The organism is Rhodanobacter sp. C05 (genome assembly GCF_002001165.1).
In the GTDB taxonomy this organism is placed as follows: Bacteria; Pseudomonadota; Gammaproteobacteria; order Xanthomonadales; family Rhodanobacteraceae; genus Rhodanobacter.
Genome location: NZ_MUNQ01000009.1, coordinates 263999 through 283645, shown reverse-complemented (window position 1 = coordinate 283645; position 19647 = coordinate 263999). Strand labels below are relative to the sequence as shown.

General features: G+C 62.6%; 20 protein-coding genes and 1 riboswitch. Of the genes, 13 read left to right on the top strand and 7 right to left on the bottom strand.

The annotated features are described in order from the left end of the window. Window positions 1-337 precede the first annotated feature (337 nt). The 3 genes from B0E51_RS09350 (at window position 338) to B0E51_RS19200 (ending at window position 3551) form a co-directional block, all read left to right on the top strand. Entirely contained in the window at window positions 338-1681 is a 1344-nt protein-coding gene (locus tag B0E51_RS09350) for a dipeptidase (RefSeq protein WP_143525863.1), read from the top strand. 461 nt (window positions 1682-2142) lie between these two features. Next, window positions 2143-2694 (top strand): hypothetical protein, encoded by a 552-nt coding sequence (locus B0E51_RS09345; protein ID WP_077444612.1) that lies wholly within the window; start codon window positions 2143-2145, stop codon window positions 2692-2694. Next, complete coding sequence (locus tag B0E51_RS19200; protein ID WP_143525862.1) at window positions 2694-3551, top strand: hypothetical protein; 858 nt, start codon at window positions 2694-2696, stop codon at window positions 3549-3551. The genes B0E51_RS09345 and B0E51_RS19200 overlap by 1 nt, the downstream gene beginning before the upstream one ends. Before the next feature lie 207 nt (window positions 3552-3758). Here B0E51_RS19200 and B0E51_RS09335 read toward each other — a convergent pair whose 3' ends face one another. From B0E51_RS09335 to B0E51_RS09320, 4 genes are all read right to left on the bottom strand, one after another. After that, the gene (locus tag B0E51_RS09335; RefSeq protein ID WP_174570623.1) at window positions 3759-4367 is read right to left on the bottom strand and encodes a DUF4124 domain-containing protein; all 609 of its coding nucleotides are present in this window, start codon (window positions 4365-4367) and stop codon (window positions 3759-3761) included. Between the two features lie 59 nt (window positions 4368-4426). Next, window positions 4427-5032, bottom strand: a complete 606-nt coding sequence (pnuC, locus tag B0E51_RS09330; RefSeq protein ID WP_077444610.1) for a nicotinamide riboside transporter PnuC — start codon at window positions 5030-5032, stop codon at window positions 4427-4429. Continuing rightward, window positions 5032-7230: a TonB-dependent siderophore receptor gene (locus B0E51_RS09325; RefSeq protein ID WP_254424477.1), complete on the bottom strand. Its 2199-nt coding sequence runs from the start codon at window positions 7228-7230 to the stop codon at window positions 5032-5034. Before B0E51_RS09325 ends, pnuC begins: the two co-directional genes overlap by 1 nt. Window positions 7231-7288: 58 nt before the next feature. After that, window positions 7289-7385: riboswitch (TPP riboswitch) on the bottom strand. Between the two features lie 33 nt (window positions 7386-7418). Next, window positions 7419-8555, bottom strand: coding sequence for a phosphotransferase (locus B0E51_RS09320; RefSeq protein WP_077444608.1), 1137 nt, complete (start codon window positions 8553-8555; stop codon window positions 7419-7421). A gap of 123 nt (window positions 8556-8678) precedes the next feature. Between B0E51_RS09320 and B0E51_RS09315 the strand changes: the two genes are divergently transcribed. The 4 genes from B0E51_RS09315 (at window position 8679) to B0E51_RS09300 (ending at window position 11313) form a co-directional block, all read left to right on the top strand. Further along, window positions 8679-9569, top strand: a complete 891-nt coding sequence (locus B0E51_RS09315; RefSeq protein WP_077444733.1) for an AEC family transporter — start codon at window positions 8679-8681, stop codon at window positions 9567-9569. Window positions 9570-9646: 77 nt separating this feature from the next. Next, entirely contained in the window at window positions 9647-10237 is a 591-nt protein-coding gene (locus B0E51_RS09310; protein WP_077444607.1) for a response regulator, read from the top strand. Between the two features lie 34 nt (window positions 10238-10271). Further along, on the top strand, window positions 10272-10652 hold the full coding sequence (locus tag B0E51_RS09305) for a S4 domain-containing protein (protein ID WP_077444606.1): 381 nt from the start codon (window positions 10272-10274) through the stop codon (window positions 10650-10652). 97 nt (window positions 10653-10749) lie between these two features. Next, window positions 10750-11313, top strand: coding sequence for a response regulator (locus B0E51_RS09300; RefSeq protein ID WP_077444732.1), 564 nt, complete (start codon window positions 10750-10752; stop codon window positions 11311-11313). On the opposite strand, the gene B0E51_RS19835 is transcribed toward B0E51_RS09300, so the two are convergent. Further along, window positions 11199-11564 carry a catalase gene (locus B0E51_RS19835; protein WP_305793704.1) on the bottom strand — a complete coding sequence of 122 codons (366 nt, stop codon included), beginning with the start codon at window positions 11562-11564 and terminating at the stop codon, window positions 11199-11201. The two genes, B0E51_RS09300 and B0E51_RS19835, sit on opposite strands and share 115 nt — an antisense overlap. Between B0E51_RS19835 and B0E51_RS19655 the strand changes: the two genes are divergently transcribed. From B0E51_RS19655 to B0E51_RS09285, 3 genes are all read left to right on the top strand, one after another. Continuing rightward, entirely contained in the window at window positions 11475-11735 is a 261-nt protein-coding gene (locus B0E51_RS19655; protein WP_168172604.1) for a hypothetical protein, read from the top strand. The genes B0E51_RS19835 and B0E51_RS19655 overlap by 90 nt on opposite strands. Window positions 11736-12054: 319 nt before the next feature. Further along, complete coding sequence (locus B0E51_RS09290; protein WP_077444605.1) at window positions 12055-12417, top strand: hypothetical protein; 363 nt, start codon at window positions 12055-12057, stop codon at window positions 12415-12417. A gap of 127 nt (window positions 12418-12544) precedes the next feature. Continuing rightward, window positions 12545-13459: an alpha/beta hydrolase gene (locus tag B0E51_RS09285; protein WP_254424476.1), complete on the top strand. Its 915-nt coding sequence runs from the start codon at window positions 12545-12547 to the stop codon at window positions 13457-13459. A 127-nt stretch (window positions 13460-13586) separates the two neighbouring features. Here B0E51_RS09285 and B0E51_RS09280 read toward each other — a convergent pair whose 3' ends face one another. Beyond that, a complete protein-coding gene (locus B0E51_RS09280; RefSeq protein ID WP_077444604.1) occupies window positions 13587-14609 on the bottom strand; it encodes an alpha/beta hydrolase in 1023 nt (340 codons plus the stop codon). Window positions 14610-14715: 106 nt separating this feature from the next. Next, entirely contained in the window at window positions 14716-17292 is a 2577-nt protein-coding gene (gene mutS / locus B0E51_RS09275; RefSeq protein WP_077444730.1) for a DNA mismatch repair protein MutS, read from the bottom strand. Between the two features lie 89 nt (window positions 17293-17381). Here mutS and B0E51_RS09270 point away from each other — a divergent pair, with 89 nt between their 5' ends. The 3 genes from B0E51_RS09270 (at window position 17382) to B0E51_RS09260 (ending at window position 19636) form a co-directional block, all read left to right on the top strand. After that, a complete protein-coding gene (locus tag B0E51_RS09270) occupies window positions 17382-17891 on the top strand; it encodes a CinA family protein (protein WP_077444603.1) in 510 nt (169 codons plus the stop codon). Window positions 17892-18026: 135 nt separating this feature from the next. Beyond that, window positions 18027-19064, top strand: a complete 1038-nt coding sequence (gene recA / locus B0E51_RS09265; RefSeq protein WP_077444602.1) for a recombinase RecA — start codon at window positions 18027-18029, stop codon at window positions 19062-19064. 32 nt (window positions 19065-19096) lie between these two features. Beyond that, a complete protein-coding gene (locus tag B0E51_RS09260; protein WP_077444601.1) occupies window positions 19097-19636 on the top strand; it encodes a regulatory protein RecX in 540 nt (179 codons plus the stop codon). The last annotated feature ends 11 nt before the right edge of the window (window positions 19637-19647 follow it).

Sequence of the window (19647 nt, the reverse complement as noted above, 5' to 3'; positions counted from 1 at the left end):
GCGCAGCAAGATTCAATGAATCGCCTCGTGGCTATGGCAAGCCATGGCAGGAGTGCGCGGCTCGAAGGGGATTTCACCACCCGGGTATGAACATTCCGAGACAGTTCGGCACTTGAAAGACGTCTATTTCAAATGCTGTAGTGAAACGAGGAGTACCGCTTCGTCCGGAGCAAGAAGCTGCGATGTACCCGGATGTAATGCTGACGGCGACTGCCGCTCGGCAACTGCCGGGTCGGACACCTTCGAATGGCCAATTGGATGGTGCTTTTGGGGTGGCAGTTCGCGGTGGTTCGCAAGAAACGATGGCTGCGTATCCGGAACAACAGGAGAGAAAGGCATGACGATCAACAGACGTTCGACCCAGGCCATGGTCGGCCTGGCAACGATCATGGCCACGCTGTGCATGTCGCCTGCGGTGGCGGCCCGGTCAGACGATGCTGCTCTGGCTGCGCGTGTCGATCATGTGCTCGCCACGACGCCGTTGATCGATGGCCACAACGATCTGGCGTGGGAAATCCGCGAGCGTTTCGGCAATGCTGCAGGCGTGGAGCTCAGTAGCAGTGCCGCGAATCTTCCACTGAAGCTGGAGGACGGTGAAATGCAATCGCCGCTGATGACGGATATCCCGCGCCTGCACAAAGGTCATCTCGGTGCGCAGTTCTGGTCGGTGTGGACTCCGCCGACGATCACCGGTCCGGCGGCGGTGAAGATGACGCTCGAGCAGATCGATATCGTGCACACCATGGTGGCGCGCTATCCGAAGGATCTGCAGATGGCGTATTCGGCGGACGACATCATGCAGGCGTTCAAGGCCGGCCGCGTGGCGTCGCTGATCGGCATCGAGGGTGGCCACCAGATCGACGACTCGCTGCCGGTGCTGCGCCAGATGTATGCAGTCGGTGCGCGCTACATGACGCTGACCCATACGCTGGACAACGACTGGGCCGATTCGGCGACGGATGCGCCGAAGCATCATGGGCTGACGCCGTTCGGGCGCGCGGTGGTGCATGAGATGAACCGCCTCGGCATGCTGGTCGATCTCAGCCATGTATCCCCGGATACGATGCGCGCTGCGCTGGATGCCTCGGTCGCGCCGGTGATGTTTTCGCACTCCGGTGCACGCGCACTGGACGATCATCCGCGCGACGTGCCGGACGACGTGCTGAAGATGGTGGCGCGCAACCACGGCATCGTCATGGTGACCTTTGCGCCGTCCTATGTGTCGGCCGCGCGCGCGCGCTGGGAAGCTGATCGTGCCGCCGAGCAGACGCGCTACAACGCGCCACCTTACGCCGGCCTCTACATCGGTCAGCCCGAGCGGGCGAAGGCGGCACTGGCCGAATGGGACCACAAGCATCCCAAGCCCGTCGTCACGCTGGCGATGGTTGCCGATCACATCGAGCATGTACGCCAAGTGGCAGGGATCGACTGCGTCGGTATCGGTTCGGATTTCGACGGCATTCCCGACACGCCGCAGGGCCTGGAAAGCGTCGACAAGTATCCCGCCCTGCTCAAGGAGCTGGCGCGACGCGGCTGGACCGATGAGGATCTCGGCAAGGTGGCCGGTGGGAACATGCTGCGGGTGCTGCGTGAAGCCGCCGCGGTGGCCACGCGGCTGCAGGCAAGCGAGCCGCCATCGTCGGCGACGATCGGGCAGCTGGATGCTGCTGTCACTAAGTAGCCTTAGTGAAGCGATCCTCATGAAGTGGCAGGCGGATCCATGTGATCGATGGGGTCCTGCTGGTTGGGTACACCTGCACTTGGAGCGCTCTCGTGTTCCAGGTCAATCGTTCGCCCTCGATCCTGATTGCTGTCCCCAGTTGCCTTGCGTGTAATCTCAATTGATACGAGCGCAGTTAGTGCCTGCGTGTCGTCGTACACCCACTGGCGAAGAAGATGACTTCGTACATTTATCGATGCTTTTCTTCTAGTGCAGACAGCGCTTCGTGCGAGTTAAGTTGATCGCCATCAAGGCGAAGTCAAAAAGGAGCTGGTCATCGACGCCGACATAGCTTGTCAACGTCGTATTCCTTAAAGCCGAAGATTCTGATGACGGCTGATTCAGTGTCAGCAGAAGGGCCGGCTTCGGTGCGGTGCAATGCAGCCGAAGCCTTAGCTGTCACTATCCAAGGAGGAACAGACATGGAACTTCGTAAAGCTCTAGGATTCGTTGCACTTGCCGGCGCGATGTTTGCCCTCACGGGTTGCGATTGGAGTGCAACAGTAAAGAAGCAGGTTGGCAAGCCAGTCGAAGGAGAACTTTCGGTAAAAGGGGCCTGGCCGCCTCCTGCACTGATGAGGAGCGTGGCTACGATGAAGGCGACCATCAGCGCGGCAGATCTTTATATCGAGACTGCCGGAACTGATTTTGCATTGGCGACCACGGGGAACGCAGCACTCACCATCAGTGACAGCAATGGTGCGATTCTTGCCTCGTCTTCCTTTCCATGGGTGAGATCGGGTACGAAGCTCACCTTCCAGAACCCTGCGGCGATTCAGAGCTGGCTGAACCAGTATCCATCAGCTGCGGGTATCGGCGCGAAACTCAGTTACGGAAGCATACCGGCTGATGGTAATGACCACTTCATGAGCACAGTTGTGGTGTATCAGGGAGTCCAACAGGCATCAACGAGTGCCACCTTCAGCGCGGAGTGTATGACTCCGTACCGCACAAGAGAGATATGCCAGCGTTGATGCGCAACGAACTGCCGCCGTTGTGGCGGCAGTTCTTACCAGCCTCGGACTTACGCATGCGTGCTCCACGATTAGTCTGGTTTCCGGCTCTCGCTTTTATTGTTTTCCATCTGGCCGCCTGCCATATGTCGGTGCGAGCTCCAAACTCAGCCTTTAACGTCGTTTCCAAGGCACGAGAGGGCGGCTTCGAGATAGAAACCGCTTTTAATACGACCGTAGTTCATCGGCTAGGAATAACTTGGTCTGTTTCTGGTACCTATCTGCCTGGCTCGGGCGCCTCTGCACCAGAGGACGATGGACGACGCTTCTTCTACCGATACAAATCGACGAATGCATTTGAATTGCGTGTGCAAGGCCCTTCATATTGCGAACCTTCGATCGGAGCACAACGCAAATTGTCTGATGCATTGGATGCAGTGCTTGCGGAAGCCTATGGTTGGCCAAGACAGGGGACGGCTTCAATCAAGCTTACTGGTGCTGGCAAAGCGGTAAAGCGCTACGCGTTCTCGGCTAACTTGGGCAAACTTTACTGGCTCGATTACATGAGTCTGTGCCTGGTTAGTCAGGGCGACGAAGCACTTTGGTTCGCAGCGATGGTGGGCATTCATGAATCGACGCATGCGGCACTTACGTTGGCTAGGCATCAACCTCGCGCCAAAGACGATCGAGAACGCATGGCTATCGGATCTGAGGCATGTCTGCTTCTTGCACTAAGCGGATCCTCTGCAGATTTTCTCAAGCAGTACCCGAGCTTGATTGGCCAAATAAGCAATAGTTACCAACTCTCCGATCAGGCTATTTCACCAACGGTTCTCTGCGAAGACTGGAGACGTTACGTAAAGCGCGAACTGATGTGAAGGCTGGATTAGGGCCACACAGATCCGCATGAAGCTTTGAAATCAAGGCTTTGAGCGCGATACCGGATATGCAGGAGTTGATGCATCACCTAGATCTTGGAGTTTCAGGCGAGTGGCGGGAAAGCTGTTCGACATAGCCAACGATGTCAATCGTGTTGAAACGTTGTCACAGCGCCGATCAGGCCAGCATTGCCAGGGATTTCACCTTCAGCAGCGCACTCGACCACCAGCAAGCGCTGCGCACGGATGGAAAACCGGCTTGGGCGGCGGACGATGTGGATCGTGGTCATGATCGTGGCCATGACTACGATTCCAGTACGGCGGTATGGCGCCCCAGTAGGGAAGTGCATCGCCGTAGACGGGCTGGGCTTGCTGGTCGAGGTACTGGGCATTCTGCTGACGCAAGGCGTCGTTCTCGCCCTCCAGGCGGCCGCGATAAGCTGCCTCGTCGCTGAGCGACTGCTGTCGCGCTTCCGTATCGCGCTGCTTCTCGTAATTGGCCTGCTGCTGGGCCTCGGCTTGCATTTTCTGCTCACGCGCGTCGAGCAGCTCCTTGTAGAGCGTTTCGAGGTGATGCGAATCCGCATAGTTTTTCGCCTGGGCGTCCTGGCCCAGATCCAGATACTGGCCGATGACTTCGCTGTCGCTGGCCTGATGGATTAACTCGCTTTTGCCGCTGCGGCAGGCATGATCGGTGTACTCGATTTGCCCGGCCTTGGTGCATTTGTAGATGCTCTGCGCACCAGCCACTGGTGCCGCGGCCAGCAGCAGGATGGCGATGCACAAAAGGCGCGGTCTGGTGAGCGGAGTTTTCATCGTGGCGTTTATTTTGCGCCAATGGCAGCAAACCTGCGTAATGAAAATGTATAGCCGGGTCAGGCGCCAATATTGGTATCGGTCCGAGCAGTTTCATGGCCAGCCTGGGCCTGCCGACTGGCTTGCCGCCAGCTGCGCAACCCGATCACCGCCAGCACGATGAAGCCGGCATACAGCACTGAGGTGATCAGCAGCGACTTGTAGACGTATTCGCCCACGTAGATCACGTCGACCACGATCCACAGCCACCACGCGGCGACGTGCCGGCGTGCCTGCCACCATTGCGCGACCAGGCTGAAGGCGGTCAGCGCCGCGTCCAGCCAGGGCAGGGCGGCGTCGGTCCAGCGGTGCATGGCGAAGCCGAGCGCGAGTGCGCCGATGGCACCAGCGAGCAGATGCGCGGTGGCCGACGCGGCCGGCAGCGGCGCGACCTGGACCAGACCGTCGTCGCCCAGGTTCTGCAGCCAGCGCACCCAGCCGTAGACGATCAGCACACCGAATGCGACCTGCAGCAGAGCATCGGAATAGAGCTTCGCGTCGGCGAAGATCCAGGTGTAGATCGCCACCGACAGCAGGCCGATCGGCCAGCACCACGGCTTGCGCCTGGCGGTAAGCCAGACGGCCCACGCGCTGATCAGGGCGCCGATGAGTTCGATCCAGGACATCAGAGATCGAAGGTCACGGAGAGACGTGCCAGCCGTGGCGCACCGGGGAACAGATAGCTGTCGCCGCCGGAGGTGCCAGTGTCGCGCCAGTAGAAATGGTTGAACACGTTGTCGATGTTGAATCGCCAGGTCATCGCGTGACCGTTCCATGCGGTGACGTAACGCAGGCCGGTATCAAACACATTGTAGGCCGGCACGCTGACCAGACCGTTCGGTGTGGCGGGGTTGGAGCTGCTGTAGCGCCAGCCGCCGAGCAGGCTGAGATCCGGTGCGAACGGCAGACGGTAATCCAGGTACACCGACGTGCGCAGGCGCGGCACGTTGACGATCTGGTGGCCCTCGTAACTGGGTGTGCCGGTGTCCTCGGCGCGGGCCTGGATCAGGTTGGCGCTGGCGGTGAGGCGCAGGTTGTCGCTCAGCTGGCCGGCGGCATTGAGTTCCAGGCCGGTGTGCACCTCGTTGCCCTGCTGCACGAAGGTGAAGCCTTCCGGGGTGTTGTCCGGTTGCGCGAACTGGTACGGCTGATGGATGCGGTACAACGCGGCCTGCAGGCTCAGTGCATCGCTCCATTCGTACTTGACGCCGGCTTCGGCCTGGCGCGCCAGCAGCGGCGCCAGCACGTCGTTGCCGTTGGATGCCCACCACGGCGCCTGGCCACCCAGTGACAGGCTTTCGCCGTAGCTGACATAGGCCGTCAGTGCGGCAGTCGGCTGCCACAGCACCGCTGCCTGCGGCAGCAGCTTGTTCTCCGCGGTGTGGCGTTGCAGTGCGCCGCTGTCGTCGAAGGCGCTCTCATTCAAGGCCACATAGCGACCGCCGGCAAGCAGCTGCCACTGCGAGCCGAGATGCATGCGATCGAGTGCGAACAGCGAGCGCTGCCAGCTGTCCAGCCGGCGTGCCGACGGACCGGGCTGGTTCGGCGACGGCGCGAAGTACGGCGGATTGACCTCGTCGATGTTGGCGGTGCCGACGTAGTCGTAGACGTAGGGGCGCTGGTTGAGCGTGCGACGGAACGTGCTGGCGCCGACACTGAGCTCATGCGTGAATGCGCCGGTGTCGAAGGTGCCCTTGAGTACCGCATGCAGCTCGTCGTTCTCGCGGTTGTCGTCGGGGCTGCGATAGTCGTAGACGTCGTAGTCGCCGTTCGGGGCGAAGAACCAGCCCGGTGTGGCACCGCTGGCGCAGTCCGGCGAGTACGCGCAGCCGTAGGCGAAGGCGACGTTGTCGTCGATCACCACATGACTGTGGCCGGCCGACACCTGCGCCTGCCAGTTGTCATCGAACTGGTAGTTGAAGCGCAGCGTGCTGTTGCTGGCGTGGATGCCGACCGGCTGCTGCCATGGCTCGAAGCCGAGCATGCGGGTACGGCTTGGGTCGGGTGGAATCACCGTGCCGCCGAGCAGCTGGTAGCCGGAGACCGAGCGCTGCCCGCTGGTCTGGTAATCGGTGTCCAGCTGCAGCGTGGCGTTCGAGCTGATCTTCCAGTCGGCCGCCAGCGACACGAAGTTGCGGCGGCCATCGGCATGCTGCACGTAGGAGTTCATGTCCTCGTGCGCAGCATTCACGCGCACGCCGAAGTCCGGCGTCAGCCATGCACCAACATCGAGCGCCACATAACGCGAGCCTTCCGAATCGGTGCCGACGGTGGCGGTGTGCACGTCGGCCGGACGCTTGCTGACGTAGTTCACCAGGCCGCCGGGCTCGACCACGCCTGCTTCCAGACCGGCCAAACCTTTGAGGATTTCCACCTGCTGCTTGTCTTCCAGCGTCATGTACTGCTCGCCGGCCATGCTGAGATCGTTGAAGCGGAACCCGCTGGCCAGATCCAGTGCGAAGCCGCGGATCGCGATGTCCTGGTAGTAGCCGACCGGCGCGTAGTTGTCGCCGAGGGCCGCATCGGCATGGGCCAGTTCGCTCAGCGTGCGCGGCTGGCGGTCGTCGAGCTGGTCACGGGTGATCACGGTGACCGCGGCCGGTGTGTCGTGCAATGGCGCGTTGCCGAGGCCGCCAAGTTCGGTGTTGCTGGCGTGATAGCCCTGCGTGCTGCGGGCTTGCACGTGGACGGGCGCCAGCGGCGTGGCTTGTGCCTGGGCGGTGTTCGCCGTGGTGGCATTGTCCTGCGCATGGGCGATCGCCATAAGTGACAGGCAGGCAAGAAACAGGGGAGTGCGGGCGTGGAAAATGCGGAGTGGAGCCATCGTCAATCGTCTTCTGCAATGCGGACGAAGCGACGGCGATCCGGACGTCCGGACGGACGTGCTGGATCAGCAAGCTCCCTACGCCGGTACTGACCGGATCAGGTTCCAAGGGACTCTCTCAGCCCGGCAAACACCGGGCACCCCCGCTTCAAGAACGCGTATTGAACCACGAATGGCCGTTGGCCGGGTCAGGCGCTGTCGCGGATGGCCTGCAGCAAGGCCTGTCCAGGTGGTGTTGCGAACCATGCCGTGTGGCCAAGCAGGAAGGTGTCGTAAGCCACGTCGGCATTGGCGCGTGAGCCGGTGATGCTGTGGAAATACTCGACCTCGGATAGCGCGAAATCCACATGCACCAGCGGCAACAGGTTGGACAAGAGCTGGACGTCTGCAGCCTGCAGCAGGCGGTGTTGCCGATAGCCTTCGATCAAGGCGCAGGCGATGTCGAGGTACACGGCTGCGTCGCCGGTGTCCAGCGCCAGCCACGCGATCGCGTTGCGCTCGATCGCGGTGGCGAGATCGAACAGCGCGAAGTTGGCGGCAGCGAGGCCAAAGTCGAGCACGGCGGTGATGCGTGCGTCTGCGCTGTCGCCACTCCAGCAGAGGTTGGAGACATGCCAGTCGCCGTGTGTCCACAGTCGAGGTTGTTGCGCCAGTTGTTGTCGAGCAGAGGCATGCCATGGCGCGAGCAGTTGGGTGAGATCCGTTCTCCAGTCGCGATCACCAAGGTAATCGGCGAGACCTGGTCGCTGCGGCAGTTGCGCTTGCAGCGTGGCGATCGGATCGGATGAGGTGATTACCTCACTGCGCGAGACAAGGATATGAGTGTCGCGCTGGGCAGCGTGGTAGCCGGCGGCCGCCTCATGCAATGTCGCCAGCATGCGACCTGCGCCAAGCGCGTGCTCACGGTTCGGCAGTGGCGACCACGAGATCGCATCACGGTACAGATCGATGCCGGCGGCATGTTCGTGCACCTCGTAGATCCAGTCGCCGATCAGCACCGCGGTCTGCTCTTGCGCATCGCACAGCACCGTCGGTATCGGCATGCCATTGGCACGCAGATGCGCGATGAAGTGGTGTTCCTCGCTGAGCGTGGCGACGGAACGCACGCGGTGGTGATGCCGTTTGATGAAGACGACACCGCTGGTCGTTTCAACCAGACAGGCAGCCGACAACGGACGCGGACTGTGCCACTCGATGCGCGTGGGTGCGCCGAGCTGCGGATAGCCACGCAAAAGCGTGTCGACCTCGGTCGCGGTCAGCGTGGGCCAGTCCGGTGGCGTGTTGTCACCGGCCAGTCCGTGCGCGAGGTGGATGGGATCGTTCATGGGCTGGCGGCGAGGGGCAGATGGCGATTATCCCCGAAAGGATGCAGGGCACGCTTCCGGACAGGAGTGGCATCGCGTCTAATGGGGTGCCTTTCCAACGGTGTGCCGCGTTCGATGAGTGCCATGCTGCTGCTGTTCGTCTGCCTGATCCTGGGCGTGCTGGTGGCGCGCTTTGCGAAGCCGCCGGCGGGCATCGTGGCGGCCATCAACTGGTGGGTGATCAACGTGGCGCTGCCGGCGCTGGTGCTGGATCTGATCCCCAAGGTGAAGTTCGACCCGCAGCTGTGGTTTCCGGTGGCGGCGATGGTGCTCACGTTCGGCGGCGCGTGGCTGTTGTTCGGCCTGCTCGGGCCGCGGCTGGGCTGGTCGCGGCAGCGCACCGGCGCGCTGATCCTGGTCTGCGGCCTCGGCAATACCTCGTTCATGGGTTATCCGCTGATGCAGGCGCTGCATGGCCAGCAAGGACTTGCGCTGGCGGTGGTGGCCGACCAGCTGGGCGCGTTCCCGCTGCTCGCCTCGGCCGGCATCGTGGTGGCTTCGATCTATGCAGGGCGCAAGCCGGAACCGGTGCTGATACTGCGGCGCATCGCGACCTTCCCGGCCTTCGTCGCGCTGATCGTCGGCATCGTGGCGGGTGCCTGCGGTGGCTGGCCGGAGCTGTTGCATGGGGTGTTCGCGCCAATAGGCACGACACTGACGCCGTTGGCGCTGTTTTCGGTCGGTTTGCAGTTCAAGTTCCATCCCGGCAACCGCCAGCTGGGCGCAGCCAGCTGGGGGCTTGCCTGGAAGCTGCTGCTGGCGCCGCTGCTGTGCTGGGCGATGGGCGTAGCCGCGGGTGTAGGCGGCCTGGTGCTTACCGTCGGCGTGCTGCAGGCGGCGATGGCGCCGATGGTCTCTGCAGCGATCCTGGCCGATGAGTACGAACTGGAGCCTGTGCTGGCCAATACGGTGCTGGGCGCCGGCATCGTGTTATCGCTGCTGACCATCCCGCTGGGCAACCTGTGGTTGGGATAGGAACAATGCCGGCTTGCGCCGGATCGCGACTGCGTTGAGACTAGCTGGCATCTCATGGGCGGGTAGGGGATCCTGTCATGGCAGGTTTTGATTTGTTCAAGCGGCTGTTCGGAAGCGACCCCTCCGAACGCCGTGCCGTGCCGCGCAATGGCGCGCCCAAGGGCGCCTGGGTGCTGGTGGTGGACGATTCGGCCACCATCCGTGCCGTGCTTGGCAAGATGCTCAACCAGGACGGCCATGTGGTGTTCAAGGCGCCGGATGGCGAAGCAGCGATCGAAATGGCGCGCAAGGAGCTGCCGGATCTGATCTTTCTCGACATCGTGCTGCCGGGCATGAACGGCTTCGCCGTGTTGCGCGCGCTACGCCGGGATCCGCTGACGCGGGACATTCCGATCGTGATGATCAGCGGCAACCTGCAGGCGACCGAACAGTTCTACGTGCAGCGCTTCGGTGCCGATGATTTCATGAAGAAGCCGTTCGGTCGCGGCGAGGTGTTTGCGCGTATCCAGCACCTGACGAAAGCCGGCCGGCTGGTGCTGCGCGAACGCACTGCAGAGGAATCGTTGCCAATGCAGCCTGAGCACACCGAAGCCGAGCATGCGGCGATTCCGGATATCGCCATGCCGGATCCGCATGATCTGATCCCACCGCCCAGCGGGCATTCCTGAGCTGCTGACTGGTCGGGCTGTGTCCTTGCAGACCATGTTGCTGACCGAAGTGCGTGTCGACGTGTGGCTGTGGGCTGCGCGCTTTTTCAAGACGCGCAGCCTTGCCAAGCAGGCGATTGATGGCGGCAAGATCGACCTCAATGACGTCGGCTGCAAGCCGGCAAAGCTGCTGCGCATTGGCGATCGACTGAAGATCGGTCGTGGCGAGGAGCGACTGGAAGTCGATGTGCTGGGCTTGTCCGACAAACGTGGCCCGGCCAGTGCGGCGCAGACGTTGTTCCGCGAAACCGAGGCCAGTCGTCTGGCCAGGGAGGCTGCCCGTGAGCAGCGCCAGCTGGTCGGAGTCAACGGCCCGGCCAAACGCCCCGACAAGCAGGACCGTCGTGAATTGCGACGCATGAAGCATACGCGCTGAGTAGTGCATCGCAGAAAGCCGGCCGGATCTGCAGCAACATCTGCACATATCCATGGGGCCGCGCAACGACACGGCCTCCCACGATCTGGAGGCTTGTATGGACGGACTCGCGTTGAGGAACGGCATCGGCTTCTTCAAGCGCCTGCTTGGCACGGGCAGTGACGAGCAGCGCGCCGATGTGTATCTGCAGACAGCAGCCGATGCACGCATGCTGGTGGTCGACGATTCGCCCACCATTTGTGCGGTGCTCGGCAAGATGCTGGACAAGGACGGCTACGCCGTGACCAAGGCACTCGATGGCGAGAGCGCGATCGAACTGGCGCGCAGCGAGCTGCCGGCGCTGATCTTCCTGGACATCGTGCTGCCCGGCATCAACGGTTTTGCCGTGCTGCGCGCATTGCGCCATGACGAGCTGACCCGGCATATCCCGATCGTGATGATCAGCGGCAATCCGCAGGCGACCGAGCAGTTCTACGTGCAGCGCTTCGGTGCCGACGACTTCATCAAGAAGCCGTTTGGCCGGAATGAAGTGGTTACCTGCATCGATCAGTTGGTTCGCTCGGGGCGCCTGGTGGGCCGCGATATTGCGCGGGAGCGGGTGATGCCATTGTCCATGCTGGCGGATGCACGACCGGATGTCCTGCCAACCATGGCAGCCTGATCAGGATTGAGACCGGCGACCTGGCAACACGGTCGCCGGCTACGGTCGGGAAACGTGCCAGACATCGGTGTCTGAGTCCCTGGCTGGAACAACTTCGCGCGGGTATGGCGAGTGATGTCGTGAGTGATCGTCAACGTGCCGAATGCGGCCGAGGCGTTGGCGTGCACCACGCGTTCGGAGATGCGCTCGCGATGGAAGTGCATGTGTTTTTCGAACAGCGCGACATCCTGCAATGGCAGCGGGCCGCGCAGGCCGGCGGTGAGGCTGTTCTGATTGTCGGCCACCGGTGTGCCGGTATCGGGGGTCAGGGTCTTGCGATCATGGCTCATGGCGGCCTTCCCGGTCGGCGGGGATTTGCGCCGGCCACGTCCTTGGCTGCATTGATGGAATTCGATGATGTGGATACTTCCGATAGTCAGTGACTATGGAGATCCGTCGCCTGCATGTGGCCGCACCTGGTCGACGGCAGCACTTTCATCAATCATGGCTGAACAGATGCCAGCACGGTCGAAGTAACGGTCAACGCGATTCACAGTCGCACCGTTCCCCGTGTTGTGCCAACCAGATGGCTCGATTGTCTGGATCAGCGCGGGGAAGGGGCTCTCACTATTCGATCGCGAATGATTCAGCGTGCGAGTGTCGGCCAAGGTACACGGATGCCGCATTTCTCCTGGGGCGCCGGCGCGGTTCTCTCCAATACATGTCCAATCCTGCCAATTAACATGAACGAGGGTGTTACTCATGAATGCAAAGACGACGTTCCGCTTCAGCCTGATGGGCGTACTGGTCTCCGCCGTGTTCGCGTCCGGCGCGGCCATGGCGCAGGCAACAACCGATACCACGGTGCCGGGGCATCCGCGGGTCAATGAGGTCAACCAGCGCCTCGACAACCAGCAGAACCGCATCCAGAACGGCGTGAAGGATGGCCAGATCAACGCCAAGCAGGAAGCCCGCGACGAAAAGCAGGACTCCAATATCGCGCAGCGCGAAAGTGCCGATGAAGCCAAGCACAACGGCCATCTGACCAAGCAGGAGCAGCACAACCTCAACAAGTCGGAGAACCATGACAGCCGCCGTATCCACCGGCAGCGCAAGACGGGTTGATCCGCTGACGTAGAAAGCACGCAGGGTTACCTGTTGGACTGAGCCTCCTCGCGTCCGCACGAGGAGGCTCTTGTTGACCGGCCGTCGAGCAGTGGTGGTCAGGGTTTCCGAAAACCTGGGATTTCGTTTGAGTACATATCGGACAAGCGGTTTGTTGTTGCTGGTACTCGGCAGCGTATTTCTTCTGAGCGGCTGCCAGACTTTCCTGTTTGCAGGACTCAATACGACCGACGAACACAAGGGTATCGACGTCGAACGCCATATCGTGTTCGATGAACAACGGCATCTGGCGCTGGACGTCTACCGTCCCGCCCATGCGGAACATGCGCCGATCGTGGTTTTCTTCTACGGCGGTGACTGGATGCGCGGCAAGCGCCAGTGGTATCGGTTCGCCGGTGCCGCGCTGGCTGCACGTGGCGTGATCGTGGTGATCCCGGATTACCGCAAATACCCCAGCGTGAAAATGGATGGCTTCATGCAGGATGCTGCGCGCGCCGTGGCATGGACACACGATCATGCGGTGCAGATCGGCGGTGATCCGCAGGACATCTTTGTGATGGGACATTCGGCAGGTGGGCAGATCGCCGCCCTGCTTGCCACCGATCCGGCGTGGCTGGAAGCGCATGACATGCAGCCACGCGATCTGGCCGGGTTCATTGGTCTGGCTGGTGTCTACGACTTCGTGCCGATAGCGGCGAAGGAAAAGGACATGATCGGCATGTTCGGCAAGACGCCGATGGAGCAACGTCGCGCACAGCCCATTTCGTTCCTGCACGGTAACGAACCGCCGATGTTGTTGTTACATGGAACTGCCGATCACGAAGTGGATCCATCGAACAGCAAGTCGCTTGCGCAGGCGATGCAGGCGCAGCACGAGGACGTCACCTTGAAGCTTTATCCGGGTGTGGGTCACGAAGCACTGCTGCTTTCGATATCGCGACCGCTGCGCCGCGATGCCCCAACACTGGATGATGTGCTGGCATTCATCCATGCACATGGGAAAGCTGCGCCGTTCGATGGATCGCCCGGCACGGCGCACTAGCCATGCTTCTGCTGGTGGGTGTACGGCAGGCCGACGCAGGAATCGACGATCGAGAAGTGCTGGCGGCACAGGGACAGGTGCTTGCCGATGATCCACCGGGATGCCATGCAAGACGACTCGCCAGTGGCTATTTCGCGGCAGCCGGGCCGGTTTGCCGGATGACCTTGTCGATCGCGTCGATCACGGCATCCGGTCGATCAACTTGCATGTCATGCGTGGAATGAGTGACGGTGATTCTTTCGCCGCGTGTCGAGGCGGCGGCGATCAACTCGTGGGTCCTCTCGCGGGCTGCTTCCAGCACCTTGCGATCGGCAGGCGTGGCACCGGCAAAGGTTTCGTCGGCAGTCAACACGATCAGCGGCATGGCGCCATGGTGTTCCTGCGGCGATACAGGCTGCTTGAACAACTCGCCGTTGGTCTGGGTCATGGAAATCATGGTCTGCCAGAACGCCGGGCGTGAGTGATATGCACGGATCGCGGCGTTCAAGGTGGTGCTATAGGCCGGGCTGGGTCCGCGCAGGCAGCCTTGCAATGCCGGTGGTGGTGAGGCGAGCTGCCCGTTCTCCGCGCCTTTTTCGCATTGGCGATAGACAGCCAACCCCTGCATGCGCATTTCATCGTCGGTCTTGACCCAGGCAGGTGAAAACTCCGCAATGTGCTGCGGCGGTGGATCCACCAACACCATGCCGGCGACATCATCCGGATGCTTGTCGGCATAGCGTCGAACGATGTTGCTGCCGAGCGAATGGCCGACCAGGACCAGCGGTGTCCGGATTGCGGCAGCCTGGATGAGTGCATGCAGATCGGCTACCTCGGCATCGATATTGCGAGGCATGGGGCCCGCATCGCTGAAGCCATCGCCGGCACGATCATAACTGCACACGCGATGGTGCTGTGCGACTTGCGGTTGCACCTTGAACCAGGCCAGCGAATCCGCTCCCATGCCGCTCTCGAGCATGACGGTCGGCGAGCCGTTGCCGGTGCATCGCAGGTTCAATCGACGTCCCTCACCGATAGGGATGAGTCTGGCTGGCTTTGCGTAGATATCCGGTGCGACATCCGGTTTTGGATATTCCGTGGCGAAACCCGGACAGGGGAACAGCAGGGCGGCGACGAGTGCCGAGGACGTGACGATCGATGGACGACGCATGGAAATCTTCCTTGTGGCAGGCGTGATGAACCGATTCGATTCAAGTTGACCCGACACGAAGTCATAGGTTCCATGCGTGGAGAAGATCGTCTTGTCGAAGCCTTGTCTAGCGGATGGATCTCAGTCGATAGAGTGCATCCAGCGCTTCACGCGGAGTCAGTGCATCCGGGTCGATCTCGTCCAGTGCACGCTCCACGGCCGATGGTTGCGCGGGAGCAAACAGGCCAAGTTGTGGCGAAGCTTCGGCAGCGACCTTGTTGGTCGACGCGTGGCTGTGCATGCCACGTTCCAGTTCGGCCAGGGTGCGCCGCGCGTCGGCGATCACCGACTTCGGCAGGCCGGCCAGCGCAGCTACCTGCAGGCCGAAGCTGCGGTTCGCCGGACCATCCTTCACCGCGTGCATGAACACCAGTTGCTCGCCGTATTCCACGGCGTCCAGATGCACGTTCGCGATGGTCGGATACTCGCCAGCCAGCTCGGTCAGTTCGAAGTAATGCGTGGCGAACAAGGTATAGGCGCGGCTGTTGCGTGCCAGATGCACCGCTGCGGCACGGGCCAGCGACAGGCCATCATAGGTACTGGTGCCGCGACCGACTTCGTCCATCAGCACCAGGCTTTGCTCGGTGGCGTTGTGCAGGATGTTCGCTGTTTCGCTCATTTCCACCATGAAGGTGGACTGCCCGCGCGACAAGTCGTCGCCGGCACCGATGCGGGTGAAGATGCGGTCGATCGGACCGATCACCGCGCCGCTGGCTGGCACGTAGCTGCCGATATGCGCGAGCAGCACGATCAACGCGTTCTGCCGCATGTACGTCGATTTGCCGCCCATGTTCGGGCCGGTGATCACCAGCATGCGGCGTGCGTCGTCGAGCCTGAGATCGTTCGGCTCGAACGGCTCGTCGCGGACTTTTTCGACCACCGGATGACGGCCGCGCTCGATCGCGATACCGGGTTCGTCGGTGAGCTCCGGTGCAGTCCAATCCAGCGCTTCGGCGCGTTCGGCCAGGGTGGCGAGCACGTCGAGTTCGGCCATTGCGGCAGCAGCGGCTTTCAGCGGTTCGAGCTTTTCGGTCAACGTGTCGAGCAGCGCCTCGTACAGCGCACGCTCGCGCATCAGCGAGCGTTCCTTCGCCGAGAGCACCTTGTCCTCGAAGGTCTTCAGTTCCTCGGTGATGTAGCGCTCGGCGTTCTTGGTGGTCTGCCGGCGCGTGTAATGCGTGGGCGCCTTGTCCGACTGCGCCTTGGTGATCTCGATGTAGTAGCCGTGCACACGGTTGTAGCCGACCTTCAGCGTGCTGATGCCGCTGGCTGCTTTCTCGCGTTCTTCCAGCTCGACCAGATACTGGTCGGCGTGGGTGGACAGCCGACGCAGTTCGTCGAGTTCGGCGTCGTAACCATCCGCGACCACGCCGCCATCGCGCTGCAGTACCGGTGGCTGCGCCACGATGGCGCGGGCGAGCAGGGTGGCGCTGTCGGCATGGTCGCCGATACGTTCGACCAGCGCGTGCAGCAGTGGACTGTCCAGTGAGGCGATCTGTTCACGCAATACCGGTGCGGCGGCGAGACCATCGCGCAGAGTGGACAGGTCCCGCGGCCGCGCCGAACGCAGCGCCACGCGGGCGAGGATGCGCTCCAGATCACCGATGCCGCGCAGTTGTTCGCGCAACGTGTCGTAACGACGGCTGTCGATCAGCGTGCCGATCGCCTGATGACGCTGGCGCAGCAGTTCGCGCGAGCGCAACGGACGATTCAGCCAGCGGCGCAGCAGGCGCGCACCCATCGGCGTCACCGTCTCGTCGAGCACGCCGAGCAGGGTGTGTTCGGTGCGGCCGCTGGGATGGGTGTCCAGTTCCAGGTTCCGCCGCGTCGCAGCGTCCAGCGCAATCGTCTCGCTGGCGCTTTCCACCGCCATGCCGGTGAGGTGCGGCAGCGCGCTCTTCTGGGTTTCCTCGACATAGCCGAGCAGGCAGCCGGCCGCGGCGGTGGCGAGCGGCAGGTTGTCAACGCCGAAGCCGCCGAGATCGCGGGTGCCGAAGAAGCGATTCAGCTCGCGCTTCGCTGCGTCGCTGTCGAAATGCCAAGGTGGCCGCTTGCGCAGGCCGGGCAAGTTGCTGACAAGTTTCGGCCACGCGACACTTTCGTCGACCAGGGTCTCGGCCGGTTGCAATCGGGCCAGTTCGGCGGCGAGTGCTTCGGCATGCGGTACTTCGCTGAGCAGGAAGCGGCCGCTGGACAGGTCAACCCAGGCCAGGCCGTACGCACCGTTCGCGCCGGCAGCAATCGCCAGCAGCAGGTTGTCGCGGCGCTCCTCCAGCAGGGCCGCATCGGTCACCGTGCCAGGCGTGACGATGCGCACCACCTTGCGTTCGACGATGCCTTTGGCCAGTGCCGGGTCGCCGATCTGCTCGCAGATCGCCACCGACTCGCCGAGGCGGACCAGCCGCGCCAGATAATTCTCAACCGCGTGATACGGCACGCCAGCCATCGGGATCGGCGCGCCGCCCGACTGGCCACGCTGGGTCAGCGTGATGTCAAGCAACCGTGCCGCCTTGCGTGCGTCGTCGTAGAACAACTCGTAGAAGTCGCCCATGCGGAAGAACAGCAGTACCTCGGGATGTTCGGCCTTGGCCGAGAGGTACTGGCGCATGAACGGGGTGTGTTTGGTGAGATCGTCGTGGCTCATGCAATGCAGGTCTTGGCGTGGTCGCGCGTAACAGGTAAAACGATGACTCTGCGCATCGCGCAAAGCTCATTCAAGTCCGGGAGTCTCGCATGGAGTTGTCTTCTGTTCCTACCGATGCCGAGTTGCTGGCACTGGCCGGAGAGGTCGCAACCGAGGTGCAGCAGCACAGGCTGACCCTGGTCACGGCCGAATCCTGCACGGGTGGCTGGATCGCCAAGACGCTGACCGATCTGCCGGGCAGTTCGGCTTGGTTCGATGCCGGCGTGGTGACCTACAGCTACGAGGCCAAGGAAGCATTGCTCGGGGTCAACCCGCGCACGTTGGAACACGCCGGCGCGGTCAGCGAGGAAACCGTGCTGGAGATGGTTTCCGGTGCGCTGGCGCGCTTCGGTGCCGGCGTGGCGGTGGCGGTGACCGGCATCGCCGGGCCGTCCGGCGGCACGCCGGGCAAGCCGGTTGGCACGGTATGGATCGGCTGGAAGCGTCGCGGCGGCTACGGCCATGGGCGGCTGTTCCACTTTCCGGGCGATCGCGAGGCGGTCAGGCGGCAGACGGTGGCGGCGGCGCTCATCGGTTTGCGCAAAACGCTGACGGAATGAGGTGGCACGGGCGGTCAGGCCGGCTTGACCGGTATGGGATACTGCCAGTCTGCAAGCGATCCGACTGATCGCAGCCCGTGAGACCCGATCCGGGCATCATGTTCACCATTCACAGCCCAACCGGAATTCAAGACGATGGATGACAACAAGCGCAAGGCACTTACTTCCGCCCTCGGCCAGATCGAAAAGCAGTTCGGCAAGGGCGCGATCATGCGCATGGGCGATCGCGTCAACGAGGCGATCGAAACGGTCTCCACCGGCTCGCTCGGGCTGGATATCGCGCTCGGCGTCGGTGGCCTGCCGCGTGGCCGCGTGGTAGAGATCTACGGGCCGGAGTCGTCCGGCAAGACCACCATGACCCTGCAGGCGATTGCCAGCTGCCAGCGCGCCGGCGGCACTGCCGCGTTCATCGATGCCGAACACGCGCTCGACCCGACCTATGCTGAAAAACTGGGTGTCAAGGTCGATGACTTGCTGGTCTCGCAGCCGGATACCGGCGAGCAGGCGCTGGAAATCGCCGACATGCTGGTGCGTTCGGGCGCGGTCGACATGGTGGTGGTCGACTCGGTTGCCGCGCTGACGCCGAAGGCGGAAATCGAGGGCGAGATGGGCGACTCCCACGTCGGCCTGCACGCGCGTCTGATGAGTCAGGCGCTGCGCAAGCTCACCGCCAACATCAAGAAGTCCGGCACCCTGGTGATCTTCATCAACCAGATCCGCATGAAGATCGGCGTGATGTTCGGCAGCCCGGAAACCACTACCGGCGGCAACGCGCTGAAGTTCTACGCTTCGGTGCGCCTGGACATCCGCCGCATCGGCGCGGTGAAGAAGGGCGAGGAGATCATCGGTTCGGAAACCCGCGTCAAAGTAGTCAAGAACAAGGTGGCACCGCCGTTCCGCCAATGCGAGTTCGAGATCCTGTATGGCGAGGGCACCTCGCGCGAAGGCGAGATCATCGAGCTGGGCGTGGCGCAGAACCTGATCGACAAGTCCGGTGCCTGGTACAGCTACAACGGTGACCGCATCGGCCAGGGCAAGGAAAACGTGCGCCAGTACCTGCGCGACAACCCCGCGATGGCGAACGAGATCGACAAGCTGTTGCGCGAGCGCCTGCTGGTGCCAGTCGGCAAGCCTGCCGCCGCGGCGCCGGAAGAGGCGCTTGAGGAAGCGTGAGTGGTGACTTGTAACAGTCTTTTGCGGAAAACATGGCCCGGCTTGCCCGGGCCATGTCCGTTCGCATGTTCATGAAACGGCCGCCCGGCAAGGATGACCCGGCCAAGCCGAAGCGCAGCGCCTACGACAAGGCGCTGGGGTTGCTGGCGCGCCGGGAACACTCGCGCAAGGAGTTGAAAACCAAGCTGCGCCAGGGCGGTTACGAGGGTGAGGAAACCAGTGCCGCGGTCGACCGTCTCGGCGAGCAGCAGTACCAGGACGACGACCGCTTTGCCGAAGTGCTGTTGCGCGGCCGGATCGCCCAGGGTTACGGTCCGATGCGGCTGCGTGTGGAGCTGAAAAGCCACGGGCTGGCTGATGCCCGGATCCGCGAGTTGCTGGACGCGGCCGAGGTCGACTGGGATGCTTCGGCGGCCGCCCAGTTGCGTCGCCGCTACGGCGGCGCGGGCACACCTGATCCGGTCGAACGCACCCGCCGGGCGCAATTCCTCTTGCGCCGCGGCTTTCCGGCCGCCACAGTACGGAGTGTTACCCACGCCGACGTGGACGACGCTACCGACGATATTCCCTGAAATCCATCGTC

Excerpts from the sequence above, each read along its gene's own strand:
- pnuC (WP_077444610.1), bottom strand. The coding sequence starts at position 5,032 with ATGTCCTGGATCGAACTCATCGGCGCCCTGATCAGCGCGTGGGCCGTC.
- B0E51_RS09325 (WP_254424477.1), bottom strand. The coding sequence starts at position 7,230 with ATGGCTCCACTCCGCATTTTCCACGCCCGCACTCCCCTGTTTCTTGCC.
- recA (WP_077444602.1), top strand. The coding sequence starts at position 18,027 with ATGGATGACAACAAGCGCAAGGCACTTACTTCCGCCCTCGGCCAGATC.
- B0E51_RS09280 (WP_077444604.1), bottom strand. The coding sequence starts at position 14,609 with ATGCGTCGTCCATCGATCGTCACGTCCTCGGCACTCGTCGCCGCCCTG.
- B0E51_RS09345 (WP_077444612.1), top strand. The coding sequence starts at position 2,143 with ATGGAACTTCGTAAAGCTCTAGGATTCGTTGCACTTGCCGGCGCGATG.
- mutS (WP_077444730.1), bottom strand. The coding sequence starts at position 17,292 with ATGAGCCACGACGATCTCACCAAACACACCCCGTTCATGCGCCAGTAC.
- B0E51_RS09335 (WP_174570623.1), bottom strand. The coding sequence starts at position 4,367 with ATGAAAACTCCGCTCACCAGACCGCGCCTTTTGTGCATCGCCATCCTG.
- B0E51_RS09310 (WP_077444607.1), top strand. The coding sequence starts at position 9,647 with ATGGCAGGTTTTGATTTGTTCAAGCGGCTGTTCGGAAGCGACCCCTCC.
- B0E51_RS09315 (WP_077444733.1), top strand. The coding sequence starts at position 8,679 with ATGCTGCTGCTGTTCGTCTGCCTGATCCTGGGCGTGCTGGTGGCGCGC.
- B0E51_RS09320 (WP_077444608.1), bottom strand. The coding sequence starts at position 8,555 with ATGAACGATCCCATCCACCTCGCGCACGGACTGGCCGGTGACAACACG.
- B0E51_RS09350 (WP_143525863.1), top strand. The coding sequence starts at position 338 with ATGACGATCAACAGACGTTCGACCCAGGCCATGGTCGGCCTGGCAACG.
- B0E51_RS09300 (WP_077444732.1), top strand. The coding sequence starts at position 10,750 with ATGGACGGACTCGCGTTGAGGAACGGCATCGGCTTCTTCAAGCGCCTG.
- B0E51_RS09290 (WP_077444605.1), top strand. The coding sequence starts at position 12,055 with ATGAATGCAAAGACGACGTTCCGCTTCAGCCTGATGGGCGTACTGGTC.
- B0E51_RS09305 (WP_077444606.1), top strand. The coding sequence starts at position 10,272 with ATGTTGCTGACCGAAGTGCGTGTCGACGTGTGGCTGTGGGCTGCGCGC.
- B0E51_RS09270 (WP_077444603.1), top strand. The coding sequence starts at position 17,382 with ATGGAGTTGTCTTCTGTTCCTACCGATGCCGAGTTGCTGGCACTGGCC.
- B0E51_RS19200 (WP_143525862.1), top strand. The coding sequence starts at position 2,694 with ATGCGCAACGAACTGCCGCCGTTGTGGCGGCAGTTCTTACCAGCCTCG.
- B0E51_RS09260 (WP_077444601.1), top strand. The coding sequence starts at position 19,097 with ATGGCCCGGCTTGCCCGGGCCATGTCCGTTCGCATGTTCATGAAACGG.